The organism is Amaricoccus macauensis (genome assembly GCF_014201905.1).
Classification (GTDB): domain Bacteria; phylum Pseudomonadota; class Alphaproteobacteria; order Rhodobacterales; family Rhodobacteraceae; genus Amaricoccus; species Amaricoccus macauensis.
In genome coordinates this window covers 206,440-230,495 of the sequence record NZ_JACHFM010000003.1, presented here as the reverse complement: position 1 = coordinate 230,495, position 24,056 = coordinate 206,440, and the positions used below count along the sequence as shown (strand labels likewise).

Sequence of the window (24,056 nt, the reverse complement as noted above, 5' to 3'; positions counted from 1 at the left end):
GACTGACTGCGGATTGACACCGGGCCTTATCCGGCTCCCGATGTATCTCACAAAACATAACGATTCGGGAGCAACCGGTGGTCACGCTCATCAAGCGCTGCAAGCGTCACGGCATCCTCCTCGGCGAGAACGCGGCGGCGCTGGCGGCGCCGTTCACCCGGTCCTTCCCCGAGGCGCGTTTCGACGAGGATGCCGAGGAATGGGTCATCCCCTGGGAAAAGGGCCTCTTCGCGCGGTCGAATGCGGCTCTCGAGGCGTTCTTTGCCGGAAGAGGTGAGAAGATCACCCATATCGACGAATGTTGACCCTGACCGAGGGGGTTGGGCGTCGCCCGCGGCGACGGACGCGGTTCACGCTGGTTGTGGCCGTCCTGTCACTGGTGCTGGTCCTTCTGGCCATATTCTCGCTGGGCCTCGGCCGGGTCGAGGTTCCGCCGGGGACGGTCGTCGCCATCCTCGCCGCACGGCTGACCGGGGCGAGCGCGGAGTGGCCGGCCGCCTTCGAGCAGATCGTGATGAACGTCCGGCTGCCCCGCATCGCGGCGGCGATCCTGGTCGGCGGAGCGTTGGCGGCGGCGGGCGCGGCCTACCAGAACCTGTTCCGCAATCCGATCGTCTCGCCCGACATCCTGGGAGTTTCCGCGGGCGCGGGCTTTGGCGCCTCGCTTGGCGTGATGCTGAACCTCACGAACACCGGCATTCAGGGCGCTGCCTTCGTGGGCGGACTGACGGCGGTGGCGCTGGTCTTTGCCGTCGGACAGGCGATCAACCGCCACTCGCTGATCATTCTCGTGCTGGTCGGCGTGGTCGTTGCCGCCTTCTTTCAGGCGATGATTTCGGTCCTGAAGATCATGGCCGACCCGATCGATGTGCTGCCGGTCATCACCTTCTGGCTGCTGGGCGGGCTGAACAAGATCACGCCGGCCGATCTGCCCGAGGCGGGGGGCGCGATCGTGCTGGCGCTCGGGGTGCTCTACGCGCTGCGCTGGCAGATCAATGTGATGAGCGTCGGCGCCGACGAGGCGCGCACGCTGGGCGTCAACACCACCACCACGCGCCTGGCGCTCGTCGTCGCGGCGACTCTGATGACGGCTGCTGCTGTCAGCATCGCGGGCATCGTCGGCTGGGTCGGGCTCGTCGTGCCCCATGTCGCGCGGATGCTCGTCGGCCCGGGGTTCGAGCGGCTCCTGCCGGTGTCGGTGCTCTGCGGGTCGGTGCTGCTGCTGGCAGTGGACGACGTCTCGCGCGCAGCGAGTTCAATGGAGATCCCCCTCGGCATCACGACGAGCGTCGTCGGCGCCCCGCTGTTTCTGGCGCTGCTGCTGCGCGCAAGGACGGCCTGGACATGACGCTGGCGGTGCTCGACCTCTGCTTTTCCTACGGCCCGGGCGGACGCCGCCTTGAAGGGATTTCGTTTTCGGCGGGCGCGCGTGATGTCGTGTGCATCCTCGGCCCGAACGGGTCGGGCAAGACCACGCTCCTGCGCTGCCTGATCGGCGGGCTTGCCATTGCCTCGGGCCGGATCACGCTGGCCGGGCAGGACGCGACGAGGCTGCCTCCACGCCGGCTGGCACGCCTCGTGGCCTACGTGCCGCAAGGCACGCAGAGCGTGTTCGGCCACCGGGTGCTGGACATCGTGATGATGGGCCGCTCGGCACATCTGCGGCACTTCCAGACTCCGGGGCCGCGCGACGAGGAAATCGCCGTGGCAGCGCTCGAGCGGGTCGGCATCGCCGGCCTGGCCGAGCGCTCGTTCAGCACCATCAGCGGCGGCGAGCGACAGCTTTGCCTGCTGGCGCGGGCCGTCGCGCAGAAACCTGCGGTGCTGATTCTGGACGAACCCGCGGCCAGCCTCGACTTCGCCAATCAGGCGCGGATCCTCGACATCCTCGCCGGGCTTGCCGATGGCGGCCTCGCGGTGGTGATGACGACCCACCATCCGGACCATGCGTTGCAGATCGGCACCCAGGTCCTCGGCCTGCGCGACGGTCGGGTGATCGCCGATGGCCCGGCATCCCGGGTTCTGGACGAAGGCTTCCTGACCGGCCTCTACGGCACCCCGATTCGTGTCATCCGCAGCCCCGACGGGCTCGCCGCCTGTCGCCCCTGCCCTTCCCACGCATCAACCGGAGTTTTCTGATGCTCCTCGCTCCTTGCCTTCCGATCCTGTCCGGCGCGCTTGCCCTCCTGCTGGCGACTGCGCCGCAGGCGCGTGACTTCACCGACATGACCGGCCGCACCGTGACCGTGCCGGACGAGATCAGGACCGTCGTCACGCTCGGATCGGTGCCGGTGCTCAACAGCTTTGTCGAAGCGTCCGGCAACGGCGGCAAGATCGTCAGTGGCCTGCCGGAGCGGTTCGCGAAGTCCGGCCGCTGGGACATGCAGTATGTCTTCGCCCCGCAGATCAAGGATGCGCCAGACCTCCAGGATGCCGACTACGCTCCGGTCATCGAGCACATCCTCGTAGAGAATCCCGACGTGGCGCTGACCTTCGATCAGGCGACGACCGACATCCTTGCCGCGAACGGCATTGCGACGGTGATGCTGAAGGTCCAGACGCCCGATCAGGCGAAGGATGCCGTCGCGCTGCTGGCCGATCTTTTCACCACGCCCGAGGTCGCGCCGCGCTATGCCGACTTCTTTGACAAAACCCTTGCCGACGTCAGCGAGCGACTCGCCGCTGTCCCCGATGAGGCGCGCCCGCGCAGCCTCTACATCAGCCCGAAGAACATGACCCAGCCGCATCTGATCGCGGAATGGTGGATGAAGGCCGCCGGCGCCCGCAGCGTGACCGATGACGGCCGCACCACGGAAACCCTGTCGCTGACGACCGAAGCCGTGCTGGGCGCGGACCCCGATGTGGTCATCGTCGCCGACCCCAAGGACGTGGCCATCCTGAAGGAGGACGCGAACCTCTCGCAACTGCGCGCGGTAAGGGAGGGGCGGATCCTTGTGACACCGGTCGGTGCCCACATCTGGGGCAACCGGACCTCCGAGCAGCCGCTGACGGTGCTCTGGGCCGCCTCGAAGCTGCATCCCGAGCTGTTCCCGGAGAACGAATTGCGCACGACCGTCCACGGGTTCTATGATGAATTCTTCGGCGTGGACCTGACGGGCGGCCAGATCAGCACCATCCTCGGCGCCGGCGCCTGACCCGGAACGGAAGGACAGCATGACCACCGCAATCCTCCGGGAAACCCTCGACGTCCTGCGCGCGGAGCTAGGCCCCGAGATCGAGAGCTTTCGGATCGAGCGCGCGGTCGTGGGCCTGTTCTTCACCGGCGTGAAACTGACCACCGGTCAGGCCGGGTCCTGCGCCACGCCGATCAAGGAGATCCCCGAGGCGGTCTGCTGCCCCAGCTCGGCCATGTCGATGCCGTTCCCGGGAAAGCTCGTCGGCCGTCCGGCCCTGCGCACCGCGGAGGAGGCGGTGACACAGACCGGCATCCGCCGCGCACTCGGCATCGCCGCGCTGAACGCGCTGGCGCAGGTGGCTGCGGACCGGCGCCAGGAGAGCGGCCGACCGCTCTGCTATGACCTGATCGAGGGCGTCGACGCCTTCGACGTGGCCGAGGTCAGGCCGGAGGAAACCGCAGTCGTCGTCGGCGCCTTCGTCCCCTTCCTCCGCGCCCTGCGCGGGCTCGGCGCGCGACACTGGGTGCTGGAGAAGGATCCCTCCACACTGAAACCGATCGAGATGCCGAATTTTCGCCCGGCCGAGTGCTTCCCCGAGGTGATCCCAGAGGCCGATGTCCTGCTGATCACCGGAACGACGCTGATCAACGACACGCTGGCGGGACTTCTGGCGGTGGCCAAGCCCGACGCGCGCGTGGTGATCGTTGGCCCGACCGTGACGATGGTGCCCGACGCCTTCTTCGCCCATGGCTGCACGATTCTCGGCGGCGTCCGCATCACCGACCCCGACGCCTTCCTTGAAGTGCTGGCCGAAGGCGGCTCCGGCTATCATTTCCTCGGAAGGTCGGCGCGGAAGATCGTCCTGTGCAGAAACGGTGCGCGACCGGTGTAGCGGGGAACTGAGGAGGGTCGCGCGATGCGCCCGCAACCGGGCGCACCATGGATCAGCCCGCGCCGCGCTCCCCTCGGAAATCCCGAGCCTGCAAGCGCACCGGTCCCCCGGGGTGAAAGTCCGGGGCTATGTCAGTAGGCACCCCGACGCAGTATCACCGCAGGAATTGTCATCGCCATGATCGCGAGATCCTTGAGCATCGAGTTTTCCGAAGCATAGGCCACGTCGAACCGGACCCGATCTGCATAGCTGGTGTCGCTGCGTCCGCTGACTTGCCACGGTCCCGTCAGGCCGGGTCGGACAGACAGATAGGCGTCGACCGCCGGGCCATAGTGTTCGAGCTCACTTGCGGTGACGGGCCTCGGACCGACGAAGCTCATCTCCCCCCGAAGGATGTTCAGAAGCTGTGGCAGCTCGTCCAGGCTGGTCTTGCGCAGGAAATTCCCGATACCGGGAATGATCCGGGGATCATCCCGCAGCTTCCGCGCGGAGTCCCACTCTTCGCGGGCTGCAGGATCGCTCGCGAGCAACTGCTGCAGGATCCGATCACCGTCCTTGACCATGGTTCGGAATTTCAGGCAGGCGAACGGCCGGCCGTTACGACCGATACGTGTATGCTGATAGATGATGGGCCCGCCATCGCGAATGTATATCATTCCTGAGATACACAGGAATACTGGCCACAGTGCCAGAAATATCACCAGTGTAAAAACAACATCCACCCAGCGCTTCCCGAAGTACTCGGAGTTGTCATGGGTGATACCCGCGGAAACCCGCAATGAATCCGCTTCTATGGGTCGCGGATCGTGCGCCCCGCACGTTTGCGCCCCCCGTTCGAGGACCGCCAGCGGCCGCAAAGCCGCACTGACCTGTATTTCACTTATTCCAACGCTACGCATGGACAAGCCCTCACTATTCCAATTCTTGAACGGACCCGCCTTCATCGTTATGGAACAACCTGAAGCATCGTGAATCACCTGAGTCAAGAGACAACGGACGTTTTCATAATCGTTTTGCGATTGCACCTTGCTCGGCAGGCCGTCATGCCAGACCTGTTCTTTTCTGCAATCCACATCCATGCCGCCACCTGCGCCCCGGGAACTCCCAAAGAAACAACCTTCCGCCCTTTTCCGACCGGCGATGACGACCACCACGCAGACCCCACGTCTCCTTCAACCCGAGGGAGATCCTGATCCGGCAATCGCCTCACCAACCCCGGATTCTGCAAGAACCGGACCCGGAACCGGGCCATAGCACCGCCTCTTCGACGCCCGGAGTCTCGCGATATGAGATAGGTGCCACAACATAGCTTGCTATTATATCTGTTTCTGCTGTATGATGTCGGTATCATGGTCGTACAACGAGTATGATACTCAATTTACGATTTGACTCTAGATTCGATTCGAATATAGATTCATTCGCTAGGATACATGCAAATGTAAGGGTGTCGGCAATGGTGTCATTTGGCGCGAATGGCTCGTTCATCTCCGGAACGGCGATAAACCGCTGGGATCCAGCGGTAACCACGAGCCTGGCCGGGCTCTGGACTCGCAGCAACGCACTCGCGTTACTGGCAGATGATGGCTCACACGTCCTGACCGGAGACAACCGGAGCGAAGCGATCATCTATGATCTGTCGCTGTCCGGAAAAGGTAATATTTCCGGCACGTTCCAGCGGTTCGCCAATACCTTCACGACGATCGATCTGGGCGAGGGCAATGACCTCCTCGACCTGACGGTTCATCCGACCCGCAATGTTCCCGCCTACCTGACTCCGGTCACCGCTATTGGTGGCGCCGGGGCGGACAAGATTTGGGCTGGCTATGGGGCGGATGTCATCTACGGGGATACCTCCAACAGTTCCCTCATCACGATCAACATCAGCCTGTTCCAGTCAGGGTTCGCTGACCAGATCTATGGCGGCGACGGTAGCGACACGATCTACGGCGACTACGGTGCGCTTGACTTTGCGAACGTTTCGCTCGGTTCGTTCCGGTTCGGTGATGACTATGTCAACGGCGGGAACGGCAACGACCTGATCTATGGCGACTACGGCGACGTCCTGATCGGCGACTACGCTTCGTCGCTCGGACTCACGGCCGCCAGCCTGCTCGCGTTCGGCAACGACTCGATCTCGGGCGACGCCGGCAACGACACGATCTACGGCGACAGCTCGAACAACTCGCTCGCCGGTCTCGGCGCGGGGCAAGACACGATCAACGGCGGCGCCGGGAATGACGAGCTGTGGGGTGACTATCCCGCGCTGCTCGCGACCGGCACGAGGGACTTCTTCGTCTTCGCTCCGGGCGGCGGCGCGGACACGATCAAGGACTTCCACCAGGACAATCTGGCGTCGTCGCTCGCGGGCTACAACGACAAGATTGACCTCACTGCCTATGCCGCTTCTGGCATCCACAATATAGGCGATCTCTCGATTACGTACAGTGGTGGGGATGCGACGATCAACCTCGGTGGCGGTGACACCATTCGGGTTGAAGGTCCGGACAATCTGACTGCCCCCGGCATCCTGGGCAATCCGCTTCATTCAACTGACTTCATCTTCGGTTGAGCCGCACCTCGGCGAAGTACGCCGTAACTGCTAACACAGCGTGGGAATGAAAATGACGCAACACTCGGGTAATGACCGCGACACCCTCGAAGTCGCGGCCGAGATCAGCGAAGCGGACGCGGAGATCAAGGCGCGGCGCGCGGTAGTGAAGCGGGTGCTGACGGTCGCCGCGGCTGCGCCGATGGCCGCACTGCTGTTCGATCCGCGCAAGGCTCGCGCGGACGGCACTGGTGTCCTGGGCCAGGCCGACGGCATCCGCAAGACCACTGACGTCGGATAAACCCGACGCCGTGGGGATAGCCGTCTCGTCTGCACGTCGCTTCCGGTTCGACCAAGGCGTGGTCGTCCACGACAGTGAAAGCGGCCGCATCTGGTTCCTTGAAAGGGAGTTGGCGGCCGCTTCGTCCGAACTGAGTGACGCAGATCTTCTCGGCCTGCTGAACGAGCAGGCCGAGGGAACTGACGAGCCGCAGGTAGAGCGAATTGGCGAAAATTGGACGGCGCCCCACGGGGCGCCGTCCTTCGATTGCGTGCTTGCCGGCGACGGTGTCGCGCCGCGCGTGCGGGTCTGGGGCGACCTGCTGGCGGGAGTCCTCCGCCGGATGCTTGCCCCCCTCGTCATCCCGGGTCCCCCCGCGGGCCCGACGATCGACCTCTTCACGACGGACGACGACCGATCCGCCGTCGCACTTGACGGGCGCGTCGTGCAGGAGGGCCTCGGCATCGGCTGGTGGCTGCTGGTGCGCCAGCTCGCCCGTTCCCTGAACCCGGATCGCGAATGGCTCGGGATCCTGCACGCCGCCACTGTCGCGGCACCCGGAGGCGGAGCCGTTGCGATCGCCGGCGTCTCTGGATCGGGCAAGACGACCCTCTCGGGCGCACTGCTGGCCCGGGGAGCGATCCTCGTTTCCGACGACGCGACGCCGATCGAAGCCGGAACCCGGCTCGCCTGGCCTTGCCCTCTCGCGATGGGGGTGAAGGAAGGCAGCTGGCCGGTCTTCTCGTCGTTGTTCAACGATTTCCTGAAGACCGAGCCCGTCAGCGTCGGGGGTCTGTCGATCCGCTACTATCCGGCTCCCCGGGTGGCGTGCAGCGGGTACCCGGTGGCGGCGCTGCTGTTTCCCACGTGGACGCCGGGGGCCGGGCATCACGCCGAGCGGCTGGCACCTCGGGAAGCCCTCGCGCTTCTCGCAAAGAGCGGGATGCTGCCACCTGCCTCTGGCCACCATATCTCCGAGCTTCTCGCTTGGCTTGAGTGCGTTCCCGCCTGGCGCCTCACCTACTCCGATCATGACGAGGCAGCGTCCTTCGCATGGCAGCTTTGTGCCGACGCTCCCGCACTCGTTTCCCCATGACGGCTTTCGCTGACCTCTGCCTGCTGACCCGCATCGCGCTTGGAACCGAAGCTGATCCGGCAGCAGCGATTCGGGCAGCACGCCTCGATCCGGACGCGACGATCCTGCTCGCTTTCCAGCATCGCGTTGCGGCGTTCCTCGGTCGACTGACCCACGATCCGGCGGCCGCGCCACTCCTGCCGGCGACGCTTTTCGACGCGTTCTCGCTGGCGGAAGAGGCGAATGGCGCGCGAAATGCGATGATCCGCGAACAACTCGCTGAAACGCTGGCGCGACTCAATGCGGCGGGGATCGTGCCGATCGTGCTCAAGGGCGGAGCTCGGCTCGTCGATGGTACGTTCACGCTGTCGGAGCGTTTCATGGAGGACCTCGACCTCCTGATCCCGGAGCCGCAGATAACGGAAGCGATGGCGATACTCGAAGCGGCGGGCTACGCGCCCTTCGGAGACGAAAGCCGCCTCGCCGAAGAGCATCACCATCTACCCGCTCTCTGGCACGACGAATGGCCTGTGGGCCTCGAGATTCACCGGATCGTGACGCACGACTGGTATCCGGCGCTGCTTTCTGCCTCCGGAATCTTCGAACATGCGAGCCCCGTTGCCTTTGGCGGGGCCACCGCGCGGATCGCCTCCCCCTCTGACAGTCTGCTTCATCTCGTCGTGCACGCGCAGGTGAACCACAAGCGCCTGCTCAGCGGGAGCGTGCTTCTGTCGGAAGTGGTGGAATTCGCCATGCTCGCGCGCCGCCACGGAATGGCGGATGTCATTGCCGCAGATGCCGAGGCCCGGGCCGGCGGGGTCGGGCTCGGCTTCGCCACCTTCGCGCATGTCTGTGAAAGATCGGTCGGCACGCCTCCCCTTCCCCGAGTTTCACGCATGGCGCGAGGACTGGGACACCGCACGCTCTGGCAGCAGGAACACCCCTGGGCACAACGCTCGGGCGAAGCGCTTGCCTTTGTGGCGGAACATGCCCTCTCACTGCGACACCGCCCCTCGGTGCGGCGGCGGTTTCCCGGCCGCTTCGGCGAGCGTGCGTTCTACCAATCCCGCTGGCGCGAGATCCGGCGCATTCTGGCGCGGTAGACCTCCGGCTCACCATTGTGACAAGGCACGCCCGGGGCTCGGAGCAGGTCAGGGAGACTCCGCCCAAGGGTCCGACATGGCTTTGGCGCGGAAAACGCCGACGTTCAGCGGGGGACGACCGCGAACGTCACTCGTTCGCTCTCGGGCGCGGCCGGGTCAATCAGCGCATAGCTCAGCTTGCCCGTCGCATATGCACCGGTATCGAGCGCCAGTCGGCCAGCACGCATGTGCGCATGGTCGACCACAGTATGGCCATAGGCGACACAGATCCCATCGCTCCGGGAGTGCGTCGTAAAGTCGCGGTGGCCCCAGACATGGTTGCGACGATCCTGCCCTTCAGGCGGACGGTCCGGATCGAGGCCCGCGTGTACGGCAACAAGATTGCCACTTCGCCAGAAAGGCGGGAGCGCCCGCAGCCAGGCCTCGGTCTCCGATCCCATCTGGACGCGCAGCGCATCTCGCGCCTTCTCCCGCGCGCCCGCATCCGAAGGCAGGCCGCGCAGATCAAAGCTCGCCAGCGTGCTCAGTCCGCCGTGGACCAGCCAACGCCGACCCTGATCAGCGGGATCGTCCAGAAACTCGATCAGCATCTCCTCATGGTTGCCCATGAGGCAGATCGCACCCAGATCGCTCTCAGCGCGCAGAAGCCGCAGGGCATCGGCACTCGCCTCACCGCGATCGATCGAATCCCCGAGCGAGATCAGCCGATGCTCGGGAAAGTGGCGTCGTCGAAGTGCCAGAAACCGCTCAAGCAAATCGGCGCGGCCGTGCAGATCGCCGAGCAGACAAACCGGCTCCTCTGGTGCCGGAAACAGTCGCGGCCCTTCGGCCGCTGGCCGAGGTGATGAGGCACCGAGGAACTCAGACAGAAATCGGCGAAGGGAGTACGAGGCGCTCATGATACCGACCATTCAGACGACAAGCCGATCCCCCATCCGAAAAAGTGAAGATCGAGCTCTACGCGGAGAACGGACATATTTTCTGGTTGGGGCCTTCAGGTCAAGCTGGCATGCGTCGTTTAAGGCGAGTGAACCAGCGCGTCTGTGGGTCATCCGTCAGTTGATCCTGCCGTCGCGGATCAGGCTGCAATCCGGAAGAAGGACGTCCCGCCCGCCCCACGAAATCCGGCGCATGATCATCGTCCGGTACACGACCATCGTCGGCTCTCCAGCGCTAAAACCGCGCTCAATCCAAGGCCTTCCGGGCAATCCCGTGGGCGAAGCGACGACGGCCCTCTTGCAACAGACATGAGTTCTCCATAATCTCATTGCGATCGATAAAAGCTAAAAAGGAGATCTCGATCATCGAAATGCGATATGCTAAAGGAAGCAAAGTCCTGTAGGAGGAACACCCATGATGCAGAAGCTTCTGGCTGCGGCATTGGTCCTGGCCGCCACGTCCGCCCTGCCCTTGACTGCCGCAGCTGCAGCGCAGGAAAAGCAAGAGGCCGGCTTTGAGCCGATCGCGCGCAACTCCGCTGCGGAAACGGTGGCCGAGGTCCTGCTGAACAGCATCGCCACGACCTCCACCAGTACCACTTCTACGACTAATACCACCTCCTCGACCGGGCACCACTGCGGTTGCGGCCATCACTGAGGGTGCAGTCGCTGCGCGCCGGACAGAACCACACCTCCGCCGCGGAGAGGGCGGAGCATGCGTGGTTCTGTGATGCCTCCCACTATCACCGCATCTTGCCCAGTCGGCCGTCCGCGGCCGGCGGCGAGAATGCGGCCTTTCGAGCCCTTCCCCCCCCGGGGGGGAGGAAAAACACCTCTGCGCACGCAGCTAGATAGCTAGTAACTGAGTGTTAGGTCGACATGAAGAATAAGATGAGCTCTATGGCCGTGCCAGATTCCGATGACGCTTCGGTCGACATTCTGAAAACTATAAATATTCTTTTACGAAAAAAGTACTACATCATTCTTACCTGCGCAGCATTCATCGCACTGGCATTTGCATATGTGGAGTTCCTGGCAACTCCGACCTATCGGGCCACAGCCACAGTCGTCATGGAATCCCGAGAGGCCCAGGTCATGGGCCTCGATGTGGAAAGCATTCTCGGGAGCCTTTCCAGCGACAGCAGCGTCGTGAACACGGAAGTGCAGGTCCTCCGCGGCCGCGTTCTGATGGGACGGGTGGTCGATGAACTGAATCTCGTCGAGAATCCGGAATTCAACACGCGGCTCAAGCCCAAGGGGCTTCTGTCGCGAATCAAGACTTTCGTACGGGGTCCCGCCCCCGAGCTTTCAGAGGCCGAAATCCGCGACGCCGTCGTGACCGCCCTCCTCGAACAGGTTACGACCTCGAACATTGCGCAAAGCCTCGCGTTCCAGATTCAGGTCGAGACTGAATCTGCGGCGCAATCCGCGCTCATCGCCGATACGATCGCGCGGCTCTATATCGATGACCAGGTGCGGGTGAAATTCGAGGCCACCAAACGCGCCGCGGACTGGCTCACCGGCCAGGTGGCGGATCTCAAGGCAGAGCTTGAGACGGCCGAGGAGAAGATGCGCGAATTCCAGAGCAACATGAGCATCGCGAGCGGCGTCGAACTCGCGGCGCTCGATCGTCAGCTCAAGGATACACGCGACCGCCGGGCAGCGAGCATCGATCAGGTCAGCGGTCTCGTCGCGCGGCAGGAGGCTTCCCGGAACGCAATCGGCCGCGCCGCCCAGGCGTCCGCGCTGGCAGATCCGCAGCTTATCGAACTCGCCGTCGCTGCCGATCGCGAGGGCAGCACTGCGGTCCACGCGTTCGACGCTCGCCGGACCCTGCTGGGGCAGCAGATGGAGCAGGATCTCCTGCGCCTGCGCAGCCAGATCTCGTCCTATGATCTGGCCGAGACGAACTTGCTCGACACGATCAACCGCGCATCTCAGGAGTTGACCCAACTCGAGCAGATGACGCGCGAGGCCGAGGCAAGCAAGCTGCTCTACGAACACTTCCAGACGCGATTGAAAGAAGCTGTGGCCCAGCAGGGCATTCAGCAACCTGACAGCAGGGTCCTCTCCCAGGCAGTGCGCCCCCTCTTTGCATCAACGCCGCGAAAGGGATTGACCCTCGCCATGGCAGCGATCTTCGGAGCTATGCTCGGGGCGGGACTGGCCCTGCTGCGCGAGGCCGCCGCCTCCGGCATCCGGACCTCCAACGAACTCGAAAGCCTGTCCGGTCGGGTCGTGCTCGGGCAGATCCCGCTCCTGCCGGTGGGGCAGCGTACCAAGGTCATCGAATACCTCGCCAAGAACCCGACCTCGGCGCTTGCGGAAGCGGTGCGGAATCTGCGCACCTCGATACTCCTGTCGAACATCGACCGGGTGCCCCAGATCATCGCCCTCACCTCGCCGGTTCCCGGCGAGGGCAAGACAATGCTCAGCCTCGCGCTTGCCCAGAACCTCACGCAGATGGGCAAGAAGGTGCTGCTGATCGAGGGCGACATCCGTCGCCGCACGTTCAAGCGCTACTTCGAGGCGCCTCACGGCAACGGCCTGGTCAGCGTCCTTTCAGGCGATGTCAGTCTCGCTGAAGCCGCATGGCCCTCAGAGTCCATGGGCGACGTCCTCTTCGGCGAAAAGTCCCTGGTCAACGCAGCGGACATCTTCTCGTCCCAGGCTTTCCCGCGCCTCCTCGACGAGGCACGCAAGCACTACGACGTCATCCTGATCGACACGCCGCCGGTGCTGGTGGTGCCCGACACCCGGATCATTGCGCAGCATGCCGACACGGTCGTGTTCATCGTCCGCTGGGACAACACGTCCGAGACTCAGGTGCAGGATGCCCTGCACATGCTCGATACGACCAATGCGCGGGTCGCCGGCATGGTCCTGAGCCAGATCGATCCCAAGGGCATGCGTCGCTATGGCTATGGCGAGCGCTACGGCGCGTATGCGGCATACGGAAAGAAATACTACAATTCAATATCTTAACCTGGCGGAAACCGGAACTCAACACCGCACGGTGCCAGATGGGGAATGTAAACATCTCGTCGCAGCGCATGTTGTCGTTTGCTGTCGGAAACGACCCCAATAGCGGGAACGGTGGCCGCTCACTGCTTCTCAGCCGGGCGACGCCAGGCGCATTCTTCGCGGACGCGACCCTCGGATATCGAGGGTCCGGGGCCTCGGTCGGTCCGGGGACGTGGTTTCGTGCCGGCGACCACATGTTCGAGATCGCAGATCCGGATGCGACGGATCACCAACAGGCCACGGCAATCACAGTCAGGCCCGAGCCTCGAGGCCGTCCTACGGGGCCTCCTGCCGTCCGCTACCGTGGCATGAAGTCTGGACATCGCCCAACAATACCGTACGATAGTGCAACACTTCGCATTCAATGGGACCGTGGGCCGCAAGGTACTGCCCGACAGGGGTAGGCCTACAGACGAAATCCAGAACGCCATCCGCGCTGGCCCAGGAAGAATATCCGGCACTGTGAAGTGACCGGCAGCGCCGCCTCGTCCGAATGATGGTTCCTTGCTGACTTATATCAGGAGGATCAGGAACTTCATGACTGCTTCAGCCCCCTGGCCCCTAACAGTTCGAGTTGTCCCGATGAGTAATCCTGTTCGCGTCGCTGTTATCGTCAATCAGTTTCAAGGGTATGAAAAACTGATCCCCAAGGCGATCGAGGACCTCGGATTCGAAGCAAAGTGGATCGATGCGCGTATAGGGAACGGGTTTCTCGTAAAGCTTCTGACCCGGCTCGGGATCCTGCAAAGCATCGGTGGAATTACGAAATCGTATGTCGAGAGGCTTGCGCGGGATATCCTTGCATATGGAGCCGACAAGGTTCTCATCATCAGTCCGGAAATGCTGCGCGGCCGCGAACTTGAGCAGCTGAGGGATCACCTCAAGAAGAAAGCTCCGGATACAAGAATTGTTCTGTATCTGTGGGATTCCTCATCGAACCGGCGGCTGGATCAGCGGATGATCGACGCGGCAGATGCGGCATACAGCTTCGATATGGTCGACTGCGACAACTTCAACGGACTGCACCACACGCCGCTGTTTCACTTTCATTCCGTCGACACTCCTGAACCGCCCGAGAGACATCCCTCAAAATATGACTACTGCTTCGTCGGCACCGGACGGGTGCGACGAGTGAAGATTTTGGCAGAAATCATTCGCAGGCTGAAGTCCGACAAGAAGAGCTTCTATATATACCTTTATGCTCCAAGCTTTTTACAATACGTAATGTTCAGGATTTGCGCGATACGTTATCGTTTCGACGCGCCGATTTCCCGGGTGCGCGTGCCCTACGAGACCTATCTCGACATCATGACGCACTCGGCTTGCGTCATCGACGTCGAGCAGGAGAACCAGAACGGCCTGACGATCCGCACGATCGACGCGATCTTCTCCGGGCTGCCGTTGGCGACGTCGAATCGTCACGTCTTCGAACATGACTTCTATGGCTACGTTCCAGTCAAAGTGTTCGACCCAGAGAATCCGGTCCTCTCGATCCCGGCTGCACCGAATACCGAGAAATGGAGGGATCTCCTGAAGAAATATCATGTGGGAACTTGGGCAACTACTATTCTTGACGAGAGGCGCGAGAACTACCGCGCGAAATTTGGCAAGATATATAGTTAGCTCCATGGGCACAGTATCGCGACACTTGCCAGAGCCTCGCCCTTCAACCGCAGCGGACCGCCAGGGCGGGGAGCGTCCGGTATCGAGGGCTCCCGGCGTAGGCATTATTGCCACGCTCCCAAGGGAAAAGCCCGAGTGCCGAAACTGATGACGTTTCCCGCCTTGGCTTAATGCGAATGAAGCATTTAAACCTTTTGCGAGAGCAGATACTCGTTATAAGGGCAGCAAAAGTTCGGCTTGGGTGATATGCGTTCTAGATCGCTCCTCTTTTGGATAACAAGCTTCGGGGTTCTTGCGGCGTGCCCGACGGCATGGAGTCAGGACCGGGTCGGACTGTCACACTATGGCGCGCCCGGCTATCTTGAGATGCCCTCCGGCTTCGCGCTGCCGGATGGCACGCTGGCCTTCTCCGCGAACTACATGACCCAAGGTGCCCTCAGGACCGTGGGGACCTTCCAGATCACGCCGCGGCTGCAGGGAAGCTTCCGGTACTCGTACCTCAGGGACTACGTGCCCTTCGAGGACGGGCGGCACGATTCCCTCTACGACCGCAGTTTCGACGTCCGCGTGCTGCTCTCGCAGGAGGACTACACCGGGTGGTGGCCGGCCATGACGGTCGGCTTGCAGGACTTCGGCGGCACCGGAATCTTCAGCTCGGAGTACATCGCGGCGTCGAAGCACATCGGGCCGGATGTTACCGCGACGCTCGGCATCGGATGGGGGCGGTACGGGACCCACAACGGCTTCAAGAACCCGTTGGGACTGATCTCCGACCGCTTCAACCATCGCGATACCGACCGCACCATCGAGGACACCGGTCAGGTCGCCTTCGGCAGCTTCTTCCACGGACCCGCGGCGATCTTCGCAGCTGCGGACTGGAAGGCGACCGACCATTTGCGGCTGATGGCGGAGTACTCGTCGGACTCCATGGATGCCGAGGTCCTGCGGATGGGGTACAAGTACCGGATCCCGCTCAATTTCGGCGCGCAGTATCAGTTCGACAATGGCGGGACCATCGGGGTCTCCCTGCTGAGCGGCTCCTCCGTCGCGGTCAGCGCGAGCTTCATGTTCAATCCGAAGGATCCGCCTGCGCCTTCAGGACGCGAGGCCGGCCCCCCTGCGATCTCTCACGGCTCAGGTGAAAGCCTGGCGCTCTGGACCCCCCGGCCAGACGCGGCGCGCCACGCGCGGCTCGAGGCGGCGCTGAACGATCAAGGTGTCGCCCTGGAGGGCTTCGAGGTCACAGGCACGACCGCGATCGTCTCGATCACCAACAACGGCTGGCCGGCGATGGCGCAGGCCTACGGCCGTACCGCGGCGGTGCTGAGCGCCCAGTTGCCCGCCGAGGTCAGGAGCTTCCGGATCCGCAGCCATGTCCTGGGCATGGAGGTCACGGAGGTCACGCTGAAGCGGAGCGACCTCGAGGAAACCCAGTACGCCCCCGACGGCGCGTGGCAGAGCTACACCCGGGCGGGCATCATCGATGCCGCGCGGACGCCGGCACCAGCGGGGACCTGGGATCCGTACTTTACCGCCGGGGTCGGGCTCTACGCGACGCCATTCCTCTTCGACCCGGACAATCCTGTGCGGATAGACATCGGCGCCGAAGCGAGTGCCTCGTGGTCGCCGTGGCGGGGAACCTATTTCTCCGGCGCCCTGCGGCACAGCATCATCGGCAATCTCGACGAGGGCAATCGGCCGTCGAACTCGACGCTGCCTCACGTGCGCTCCGATGCATGGCTCTATGCGAGGGACGCCGGCGAGATCACGATCCCCTATCTGACCGCGGCGCAGTTCGAGCGCCTCGGTCCGGACCTCTACGGCCAGGCGCAAGCGGGGCTGCTTGAGCCGATGTTCGGCGGGGTCTTCAGCGAAGTGCTCTGGGCCCCTCCCGGTCAACGCCTCGCCCTTGGCGGGAACCTCGCCTATGCGAGGCAGCGCGCCTTCGACGGCGGGCTCGACTTCCAGGACTACGACGTCGTCACGGGCTTCCTCTCGGGCTACTATGATTTCGGAGAAGGCTATTTCGGTCAGGTCGACGTCGGACGGTATCTGGCGAAGGACTGGGGCTCGACGTTCACGATGAGCCGTCGCTTCGGCAACGGCTTCGAGCTCAGCGCGTTCTTCACCCTGACCGACGTCAGCTTCGACGACTTCGGCGAAGGCTCCTTCGACAAGGGCTTCTCCTTCAGCGTTCCGCTCACCTGGTTTCTCGGCAAGCCATCGCCCAATCAGATCGGCATGGTGATCCGACCAATCCTGCGGGATGGCGGCGCGCAGCTCTGGGCGCAGAACCGGCTCTATCCGATGACCCGACCCAGCCGTCAGGAAGAGCTCGGCGCGCGTTGGGAAAGGTTCTGGCGATGAGCTCTGGCCTTCGTCGCCTCGGCCGCGTTCTGACCTTGCTCTGCCTGGGGCTTGCGGGCTGCAGCGTGAGCACCGAGCGGGCCCGCAACGGCCAGCAGCTCATGCCGCCCGCGCCCGGCGTCGACACCGCCGCGGCAGAGCGGCTGATCGCCGCAGGGGCGCCGAGGCTTCGGATCACGCTGCTCGACGACGGCCCCTCGGTGCTCATGGTCCAGACCAACGCGCGCAACGGAGTTACCCGCTGGCGCACGATCGACAACGCACAAATCTTTCTGCGCGACGGGGTGCTCATCGGCACGCGCGGTCTTTCGTTCGACCTGATGACCGCGGACACGCCTGGTCTCGCCGGCGCGATCCATCAGATGCGGCCCGCCCGGATCACCCGGATCCACACCTATCTCAACGGGCAGGACCAGATCCGCATTCGGGCCTTCGTCTGCGACGTGCGCCCCGCCGGACAAGAAACCATCCAGCTGCTCAATGACGTGACGACACGAAGCCAGCGGATCGAGGAAACCTGTCAGGGCGCGGACGACAGCTTCACCAATCTCTACTGGCTGAGTGGCGATCGCATCCTGCAGTCAGTCCAGTTCATCAGTGAGGGCGCGGGACGCGCCCAACTTCTGTTCCCCAATTCCTGAAGCGCGAGATGGGAGAGGCCATGCGGCAACTGTACACTCTGGGTCTTGCCCTCCTCATAGGCGGCTGCGGCGTCGCCTATCATAGCCCCGTCATCCGGGATGGCGTGGTCGACGGAGGCAAGGTGAGGGTGATCGACGTGACGCCCGAGACCGTCTTCGCGGCCAATCGTGACCCCTATCAGCCGCGCGCCCTGCCGGCGGCCTTCCATCAGACTGCCGGCAGCGGCGGCGGGTCGCCCGTCGCCGAGGCCGGGCCGGAAACCGCGTTCCAGCCCGAGACCCGGCCCGAGGAGCTTGTCGCGCGTCTGCCACCCCCGGTGCCGCCGGAGCCCTATCGGATCGGAGTCGGCGACGTCGTCCTGCTGGCGACCAAGACCCCCGGCACCTCGGTCGAGGAACTGACCGGCCTGCTCGCGGCGGAGAACCGGCGTCAGGGCTATACGGTGCAGGACGACGGCTCCATCGCGATCCCGGACGTGGGCCGCGTGCGCATCGCGGAGATGACGCTCGAGGAAGCGGAAGCAGTGCTGTTCCAACGGCTGCTGGAGCGCCAGATCGACCCGTCGTTCAGTCTCGAGATCGCTGACTTCAACGCGCGCAAGGTGTCGATCGGCGGCGCGGTCGCCCAGCCCGGCGTGGCGCGGATCACGCTGATCCCGCTCACCCTCGACAACGCGCTGGCCGCCGTTGGCGGCATCACCGCCGCCGACCGCGACGCCGCGGTGATCCGGATCTACCGGGACGGGTCGCTCTATGAGATCCCGGTGCGGGATTTCCTGGTGTCGCCGCGCTACCAGAAGCTGCGCCTGATCGACCGCGACTCCGTCTTCGTCGACACGGAATACGATCTGGGCAAGGCGCAGGCCTACTTTGCCGAGCAGATCCAGCTTCGCGAGTTCGAGCAGGGCTCGCGCCAGAACGAGATGCAGATCCTGACGCAGGCCACCGAGCTCCGGCGCGGCGAGCTGGCGGAGGAGCGCGAGAACTTCTCCGCGCGCGTCGAGATGGGCGCGGAGCCGCAGGATTACGTCTATCTCAGCGGCGAGATGTTCAAGCAGGGCCGCTGGTCCCTGCCCTACGGCCAGGTCGCGACCCTCGCCGACGCCCTCTATCAGGGCGGCGGGGGCGCTCCCAACCGGACGGCCGATCCCCGGCAGATCTATGTGCTGCGCAGCTCCACCAATCCGCTCGAGTTCAGCGGGATCACCGCCTGGCACGTGGACGGCAGCTCCGCCGTGGGAATGATGATGCTGACGCGCCTCGAACTCCGGCCGCGTGACATCGTCTTCGTCTCCGAGCAACCGGTGACCCGCTGGAGCCGGGTGATCGAGCAACTCTCCCCGAACTTCCTCCAGCTTCCGGGGGCGTACTCAAACTAGGGACCGGCATCAGGGGCGAGCGATGCCCGCCCCTGATCCCCCATGGAAATTGGCGCAGAAAAAGGAGTTCAGAATGGGACGGAAGCTTACGACGATCCTCGCCGCAGGTGCGATGCTGGGAAGCATGGCGCTGCTCCCCGGCATGGCCCGGGCGCAGGACGTCTACATGAAGCTCCTCGGTGGCTGGACCATTCCCCAGGACCAGGATTTCGATCTCCGCGACGAGACGAGTGGCGTGAGCGCGCCGAACGGTCTCGATTTCGACAGCGGCTATGCGATCGGTGCTGCCGTCGGCTTCACCTACTCCCCGAACGTGGCCATCGAGGCCGAATATCTCTACCGCAAGTCCGACGCGGATTGGAAAGAGACGGACAACAACGACAGCGGCGATGTGGTCTCCAACGCCTTCATGCTGAACGCGTTCTACAAGTTCGTTCCTGACGGTTCCGCGACCCCGTTCCGTCCCTACGTGGGCGCTGGCCTCGGAGTTGGTGACTTCAGCGTGAAGCAGGACGACCTCAAGCTCGAGTCCGACTATTCCTTCGCCTATCAGGCGATGCTCGGCCTCAGCTACGAAGTCTCGCTCCAGGGCAGCCTCTTCGCCGAAGTTCGCTACTTCGGGGCGTCAAGCCAGACCGTCGAGGACGACGACTTCAGTTTCAGCAGCGGGTACGACGCGATCAACGTGCTGGTCGGCTACACCTACACATTCTGATCGCAAAGCGACGGCCCGCCCCGCGGGTTGATTTTCGGGGCGGACCGGATGCATTGTGTCCTATAATATACCACTCTAAATACGAGTGAACTGCGGCTGCGATCTTTAATCGTATTGCGCATCTCTGATTGCAAGAGGTATAAGCCGCCAAGGGAAGTGACCCCAGCGGCTGCAATACTCTCCCGACGAGGGAGATGATTGCTCAGGTATGATAAGCGGTAAGAGTTGGCATGTCGCTTTTGAAGAGGTCTGCCGGCGCGATCGCCATCAAGTTCGTCAGTCTCCTTGCCGGATTCATATCGGTCGCCATCCTGGCGCGGGTCCTGCAGGCCGAGGAGTATGGCGTCTATTCCGTCGTCTTCGCGACGGTCACGATCCTTGCGGTTCCTTCCCAGCTCGGTCTGCCCAACTTCGTCGTCCGGGAGGTCTCGCGTGCTGTCGTGGATGGCAGCCCCGGGCGCATCCACCGGATCGTTCGCGCGGCAACGCAGCTGGTGCTGATCTCCTCCGGCGGCGTGGTCGCTCTGGCTTTCGTCTGGACCTACCTCACCAATGCATCACCGACCTACGCCGAGACCCTGATCATCGGCTTCCTCATCGTCCCGGTGATGGCGATGACCGCGGTGCTGGGCAGCGTGCTGCGTGGCCTTGGCTACCCGGTCTCCGGCCTGCTGCCCGACCAGGTGCTCCGGCAAGCGGTGTTCTGCGTGTTCATCCTTGGCTGGGTCCTGCTCGTCGGCAGCTTGACTTCGCTCAGCGCGATGTCGCTGCACCTTGCCGGCGCGTTCGTCGCCCTGGCGATTGGCGCGGGTGGCTGGCTCTGGTTGCGGCCACGAGGCGAGGATCGGAGCCCTCCCACCGATCTCAGCATGAGGACGATGATCCTCTCGACGGGGGTCCTCGGCATCGTCGCCGGAGCGCAGGTGATCAGCTCCAACCTTGATGTCATCATGCTGGGTGTCCTGAGCGACGCCCGGGCCGCCGGCCTCTACAAGGTCGCCTCGTCAGTGGCGCTGCTACCCGTGGCAGGGCTTCAGGCGATCAACATGGTGATGATGCCGACGTTCGCCCGCCTGCACAAAGAAGGTAACCGGGAGAATCTGGAGAACGTCGCGATCCGCACCGCGCAACTCACCTTCGGGATCGGCGCGCCGGTTTCGCTGGTGCTGATCCTGCTCGGGCCATGGATTCTCGAGCTTGGCTTCGGCGCCGAATACGCCGTCAGCTATGGCCCGATGGTCATTCTGGTGATCGGGCAACTGGTCCACGCCTGGTTTGGTTCAGTCATGGTCATCCTGAACATGACGGGCCATGAACTCGACACCCTGAAGGGGGTTCTGGTCGCGTTCGTGATCAACATCGTCCTGAACGCAGTCCTGATCCCCTTCTTCGGGGCCTGGGGCGCGGCGATCGCCTCATCGGCCACGGTCATCGCGTGGAACATCATCCTCTTCCAGTACGTGCGACGGCGGCTGTCGATCACGTCACTTCCCTTTCGCTTCTGAGTAAAGCGGTGCAAGAAGGAACGACTTCATGAAGAATACCCTGATCATTGGTGGCGCAGGCTTCATCGGCAGCCGATACATGAACGATTTCGGCACGAAAGACGTCACGGTCTTCGACTCGTTGTCTCCGATCGTGCACAACAGGAAGTCGATCGCGGACTTCGTCTCCCTCGGTGTGGACTTCGTCCCCGGAGATGTATCCCAGCCGGACGACGTCCGAGCGCTGTTCGAAAACGGCGTGCCGGAGAACCTGATCCTGCTGGCTGCGGAAACCGGCACCGGGCGCTCGCTGCACAACTGCGCGCTCAACACCCGGATCAACGCCATGGGCACCGCGCTCGTCCTCGATACCCTGTCGGGCATGGGCGTCTTGCCAAAGCGCATCGTGCTGACCTCGAGCCGCGCGGTCTACGGCGAGGGCCCCTTCCGTTCCGCCTCCGGCGAGACGGTCTATCCCGAGCAACGCGACGAGGCGGACCTGAAGGCGGGCAAGTTCGAGTTCGAGGCGCTCGAGCCGCTCGCCATGTCGGCGGCGGCCCACCTGCCCAATCCTTCCAACATCTATGGCGCCACCAAGCTCTGTCAGGAAAACCTCGTGCGGAACTGGGCGCGGTCGTTCGGCGTCTCGGCCTACGTGCTGCGGCTGCAGAACGTCTATGGCGCGGGCCAGTCGCTGACCAATCCCTACACCGGCGTGCTGATCCACTTCCTGCGCAACCTGAGCCGGAAGGAGCCGGTGAAGATCTACGAGCAGGGCGGGATCACGCGGGACTTCGTGCATGTGGCCGACATCGCGAGCGCAATCAATCTCGCGCTCACCGGGAACGCCCCGGCCGGCACCTACGACATCGGTTCGGGCGAACGGCTCACGCTGGAGGCGGTCGCGCGCGAGATCTGCGTGCTGACCGGCGGGCCGGAGCCGGAGTTCTGCGATCTCTACCGCCTCGGCGACGTGCGCCATGCCGCCGCCGACATCGGACGCGCCCGCGCGGTGCTGGGCTACGAGCCGAAGGTTTCCCTGCAGGAGGGACTGGGTGGGCTCATCAAGTTCTTCGAGGCCTAGAGGCATGGCCGCAGACCATCCGATGGAGCGTGACTTCTTCTTCAACCTCGGGGGAAGCCGTCCAGCCCTGACCTGGGCCCGGTACAAGTTGAAGGAATGCTGGACACTGACCCTGTGTGTGGCGAAGCAGCGTCACCGCCGGGGACCTTACGTCGCGCACAACTGGCTTGCGGGACGCCAGATCCGCTTCAGCCGCGAGTTCCTCGCCCGCCGCGCCGTCGCGGTTGATCCGCGGCTCGCGGCCGCCGGGCTGGTCGAGCCGCACGTGACCCCCATCGTCTTGCGCCTGCTGGCGCTGGTGCCGGCGGCGCTGCTCGCACTGCTGCCAGTGCCCTGGATCATTGCCTGCGTCGCCGCGCTTTCCCGGAAGGACGGCGAGCCGCTCGTGGTCTATTGCGACGGCCACCTGTCGGGCTTCGCGCTGGCCCTCGCGGCCCGACGCAACGGGTCCGCTACCTGCACGCTGCATCACGGCCTCTACCGGATGGATGACCCGGGTTCTCTCATGGGCATCCGCAACTTCGTCTCCGACAGGATCTGCCTCTGGGACCGCTGCACCGAGAAGGCATTCCTCGCCGCGGGCTTCGCCCCGGAGCGGCTGGCTCTGGTGGGCGAGTACGGCTTCGGCGCCCTTTCAGCGGACGGCCCGGTTGATGAAGGCCTCGCGATCCTCTGCCCGCCCTACGACGCGCGGCAATTGCCGCTCTTCAGGCATCTCCTCACCGTCCTGCCGCAGGGCTTGCGCGCCGTCTGGTCGCTGCACCCGTCCCTCCGCGGCGGACATCCGGAACTCGCCCTGACCAGCGTCGCCGAGGCCAGCCCGCGCCCGGGCCTGGCGATCTGCGGTGACAGTGGCGCGTTGATGGATGCCCTCGCACGCGGCATTCCGGTCGTGACGATCTCCGATCGCCCACTGGCCACTGCCCATCTGACCCTCGAACAAGCGGCCGCGGTCGACACGGATACCCTGATCAAGCTGGCTCAGCTTGCCAAGGCCTCGCTAGATGGTGATCGGGCCTGCTTCGGCTTCGATCAGGCGTTCGAGGCAGCGACCCCGGAAAGAGACACCTGATGCGGCTGGACCGAAAAATCCTCTGGGCGGTCAACGCGGTCGGCCTCTTCCTGCGCGGGACGTCGATCAAGTTTCCCGGCTTCGTCGGCCCGACTCTCTTCATGCTGGGCCGGCGCAACATCAGGATCGGCAAGCGCGTCCGGATATGGCCCGGATTGCGGGTCGAGGTCTTCGACGGCGCGACGCTGACCATCGAGGAGGATGTCGTCATCGGCGCCAACTGCCACATCACGATCGCCGCGGACCTGACCATCGGCGCACAGTCGAACTTCACCGGCGCCAACGTCATCACGAACATCACCCATGCGCCGCGCGACCTCGACAAGCACAGCCTTGATCGGCCCTGGGACATCGCCGAGGTAACCCTCGGGAAACGTCTCTTCGTCGGACACGGCGCAAAGATCCTTCCGGGCGCCTCCCTCGGAGACGGGTGCATTGTCGGCGCCAACGCCGTGGTCGCGAACCTGACGGCCCCGCGAAATGCGGTGGTCGTCGGAATCCCGGGCCGGGTTACCAGGGTTATCGAATGATGAGCACCACCTGCAGACAACAGGACAGGCGTGGCCGATTCAGCTCGGTTTCATGATAACTTGTCGCTGCCGTTCGGTGTATCAAAGAGGGATGCCAACCTGCGGGAGCAGGACGAACACGTCACTACGATACGGCAGCGCAGATCTCTGCGGCCGCGCAGGTT

Annotated in this window: 22 protein-coding genes; 20 read left to right on the top strand and 2 right to left on the bottom strand. The window is 63.9% G+C overall.

Translation table 11 applies throughout. The annotated features are described in order from the left end of the window. Nucleotides 1–77: 77 nt before the first annotated feature. Genes HNP73_RS14970 through HNP73_RS14950 form a run of 5 tightly spaced genes read left to right on the top strand, consistent with a single transcriptional unit; the run spans nt 78 to nt 4,029 of the window. Nucleotides 78–305, top strand: a complete 228-nt coding sequence (locus HNP73_RS14970; RefSeq protein ID WP_184151327.1) for a hypothetical protein — start codon at nt 78–80, stop codon at nt 303–305. After that, nucleotides 299–1,348, top strand: coding sequence for a FecCD family ABC transporter permease (locus HNP73_RS14965; protein WP_184151324.1), 1,050 nt, complete (start codon nt 299–301; stop codon nt 1,346–1,348). Before HNP73_RS14970 ends, HNP73_RS14965 begins: the two co-directional genes overlap by 7 nt. Continuing rightward, on the top strand, nt 1,345–2,139 hold the full coding sequence (locus tag HNP73_RS14960) for an ABC transporter ATP-binding protein (RefSeq protein WP_184151321.1): 795 nt from the start codon (nt 1,345–1,347) through the stop codon (nt 2,137–2,139). The genes HNP73_RS14965 and HNP73_RS14960 overlap by 4 nt, the downstream gene beginning before the upstream one ends. After that, the gene (locus HNP73_RS14955; protein ID WP_184151318.1) at nt 2,139–3,155 is read left to right on the top strand and encodes an ABC transporter substrate-binding protein; all 1,017 of its coding nucleotides are present in this window, start codon (nt 2,139–2,141) and stop codon (nt 3,153–3,155) included. Before HNP73_RS14960 ends, HNP73_RS14955 begins: the two co-directional genes overlap by 1 nt. Before the next feature lie 19 nt (nt 3,156–3,174). Further along, a complete protein-coding gene (locus tag HNP73_RS14950) occupies nt 3,175–4,029 on the top strand; it encodes a DUF364 domain-containing protein (protein WP_184151315.1) in 855 nt (284 codons plus the stop codon). 131 nt (nt 4,030–4,160) lie between these two features. Here HNP73_RS14950 and HNP73_RS14945 read toward each other — a convergent pair whose 3' ends face one another. Then, nucleotides 4,161–5,183 carry a sugar transferase gene (locus tag HNP73_RS14945; protein WP_343063331.1) on the bottom strand — a complete coding sequence of 341 codons (1,023 nt, stop codon included), beginning with the start codon at nt 5,181–5,183 and terminating at the stop codon, nt 4,161–4,163. A 299-nt stretch (nt 5,184–5,482) separates the two neighbouring features. On the opposite strand from HNP73_RS14945, the gene HNP73_RS14940 reads away from it, so the two are divergent. The 4 genes from HNP73_RS14940 to HNP73_RS14925 all read left to right on the top strand — a co-directional run bounded on the left by HNP73_RS14940 (nt 5,483) and on the right by HNP73_RS14925 (nt 9,035). Continuing rightward, the gene (locus HNP73_RS14940) at nt 5,483–6,598 is read left to right on the top strand and encodes a calcium-binding protein (protein ID WP_184151312.1); all 1,116 of its coding nucleotides are present in this window, start codon (nt 5,483–5,485) and stop codon (nt 6,596–6,598) included. 52 nt (nt 6,599–6,650) lie between these two features. Next, the gene (locus HNP73_RS14935) at nt 6,651–6,878 is read left to right on the top strand and encodes a hypothetical protein (RefSeq protein WP_184151310.1); all 228 of its coding nucleotides are present in this window, start codon (nt 6,651–6,653) and stop codon (nt 6,876–6,878) included. A gap of 109 nt (nt 6,879–6,987) precedes the next feature. Then, nucleotides 6,988–7,953 carry a phosphoenolpyruvate carboxykinase (ATP) gene (locus HNP73_RS14930; protein WP_184151307.1) on the top strand — a complete coding sequence of 322 codons (966 nt, stop codon included), beginning with the start codon at nt 6,988–6,990 and terminating at the stop codon, nt 7,951–7,953. Then, the gene (locus HNP73_RS14925) at nt 7,950–9,035 is read left to right on the top strand and encodes a nucleotidyltransferase family protein (RefSeq protein ID WP_184151304.1); all 1,086 of its coding nucleotides are present in this window, start codon (nt 7,950–7,952) and stop codon (nt 9,033–9,035) included. The genes HNP73_RS14930 and HNP73_RS14925 overlap by 4 nt, the downstream gene beginning before the upstream one ends. A 104-nt stretch (nt 9,036–9,139) precedes the next feature. Here the strand turns inward: HNP73_RS14925 and HNP73_RS14920 are convergent, their stop codons facing one another. After that, complete coding sequence (locus HNP73_RS14920) at nt 9,140–9,934, bottom strand: metallophosphoesterase (RefSeq protein ID WP_184151301.1); 795 nt, start codon at nt 9,932–9,934, stop codon at nt 9,140–9,142. Between the two features lie 454 nt (nt 9,935–10,388). On the opposite strand from HNP73_RS14920, the gene HNP73_RS14915 reads away from it, so the two are divergent. The 11 genes from HNP73_RS14915 (at nt 10,389) to HNP73_RS14865 (ending at nt 23,892) form a co-directional block, all read left to right on the top strand. Then, nucleotides 10,389–10,631 (top strand): hypothetical protein, encoded by a 243-nt coding sequence (locus HNP73_RS14915; RefSeq protein ID WP_184151298.1) that lies wholly within the window; start codon nt 10,389–10,391, stop codon nt 10,629–10,631. A gap of 233 nt (nt 10,632–10,864) precedes the next feature. Then, nucleotides 10,865–12,958 carry a polysaccharide biosynthesis tyrosine autokinase gene (locus HNP73_RS14910; RefSeq protein WP_184151295.1) on the top strand — a complete coding sequence of 698 codons (2,094 nt, stop codon included), beginning with the start codon at nt 10,865–10,867 and terminating at the stop codon, nt 12,956–12,958. A gap of 576 nt (nt 12,959–13,534) precedes the next feature. After that, on the top strand, nt 13,535–14,620 hold the full coding sequence (locus HNP73_RS14905) for a WaaS/CpsH family glycosyltransferase (protein ID WP_184151292.1): 1,086 nt from the start codon (nt 13,535–13,537) through the stop codon (nt 14,618–14,620). Between the two features lie 246 nt (nt 14,621–14,866). Next, nucleotides 14,867–16,987: a YjbH domain-containing protein gene (locus HNP73_RS14900; protein WP_281379264.1), complete on the top strand. Its 2,121-nt coding sequence runs from the start codon at nt 14,867–14,869 to the stop codon at nt 16,985–16,987. Next, a complete protein-coding gene (locus tag HNP73_RS14895; RefSeq protein WP_184151286.1) occupies nt 16,984–17,628 on the top strand; it encodes a YjbF family lipoprotein in 645 nt (214 codons plus the stop codon). The genes HNP73_RS14900 and HNP73_RS14895 overlap by 4 nt, the downstream gene beginning before the upstream one ends. A gap of 20 nt (nt 17,629–17,648) precedes the next feature. Further along, entirely contained in the window at nt 17,649–19,007 is a 1,359-nt protein-coding gene (locus tag HNP73_RS14890) for a polysaccharide biosynthesis/export family protein (protein WP_184151282.1), read from the top strand. A 73-nt stretch (nt 19,008–19,080) separates the two neighbouring features. Beyond that, nucleotides 19,081–19,722, top strand: coding sequence for an outer membrane protein (locus HNP73_RS14885; protein WP_184151279.1), 642 nt, complete (start codon nt 19,081–19,083; stop codon nt 19,720–19,722). Nucleotides 19,723–19,952: 230 nt separating this feature from the next. Then, nucleotides 19,953–21,227, top strand: a complete 1,275-nt coding sequence (locus HNP73_RS14880) for a flippase (protein WP_184151276.1) — start codon at nt 19,953–19,955, stop codon at nt 21,225–21,227. 28 nt (nt 21,228–21,255) lie between these two features. Next, on the top strand, nt 21,256–22,290 hold the full coding sequence (locus HNP73_RS14875; protein WP_184151273.1) for an NAD-dependent epimerase/dehydratase family protein: 1,035 nt from the start codon (nt 21,256–21,258) through the stop codon (nt 22,288–22,290). A gap of 4 nt (nt 22,291–22,294) precedes the next feature. After that, entirely contained in the window at nt 22,295–23,362 is a 1,068-nt protein-coding gene (locus HNP73_RS14870; protein WP_184151270.1) for a hypothetical protein, read from the top strand. Then, nucleotides 23,362–23,892, top strand: coding sequence for an acyltransferase (locus HNP73_RS14865; protein WP_184151268.1), 531 nt, complete (start codon nt 23,362–23,364; stop codon nt 23,890–23,892). The genes HNP73_RS14870 and HNP73_RS14865 overlap by 1 nt, the downstream gene beginning before the upstream one ends. The last annotated feature ends 164 nt before the right edge of the window (nt 23,893–24,056 follow it).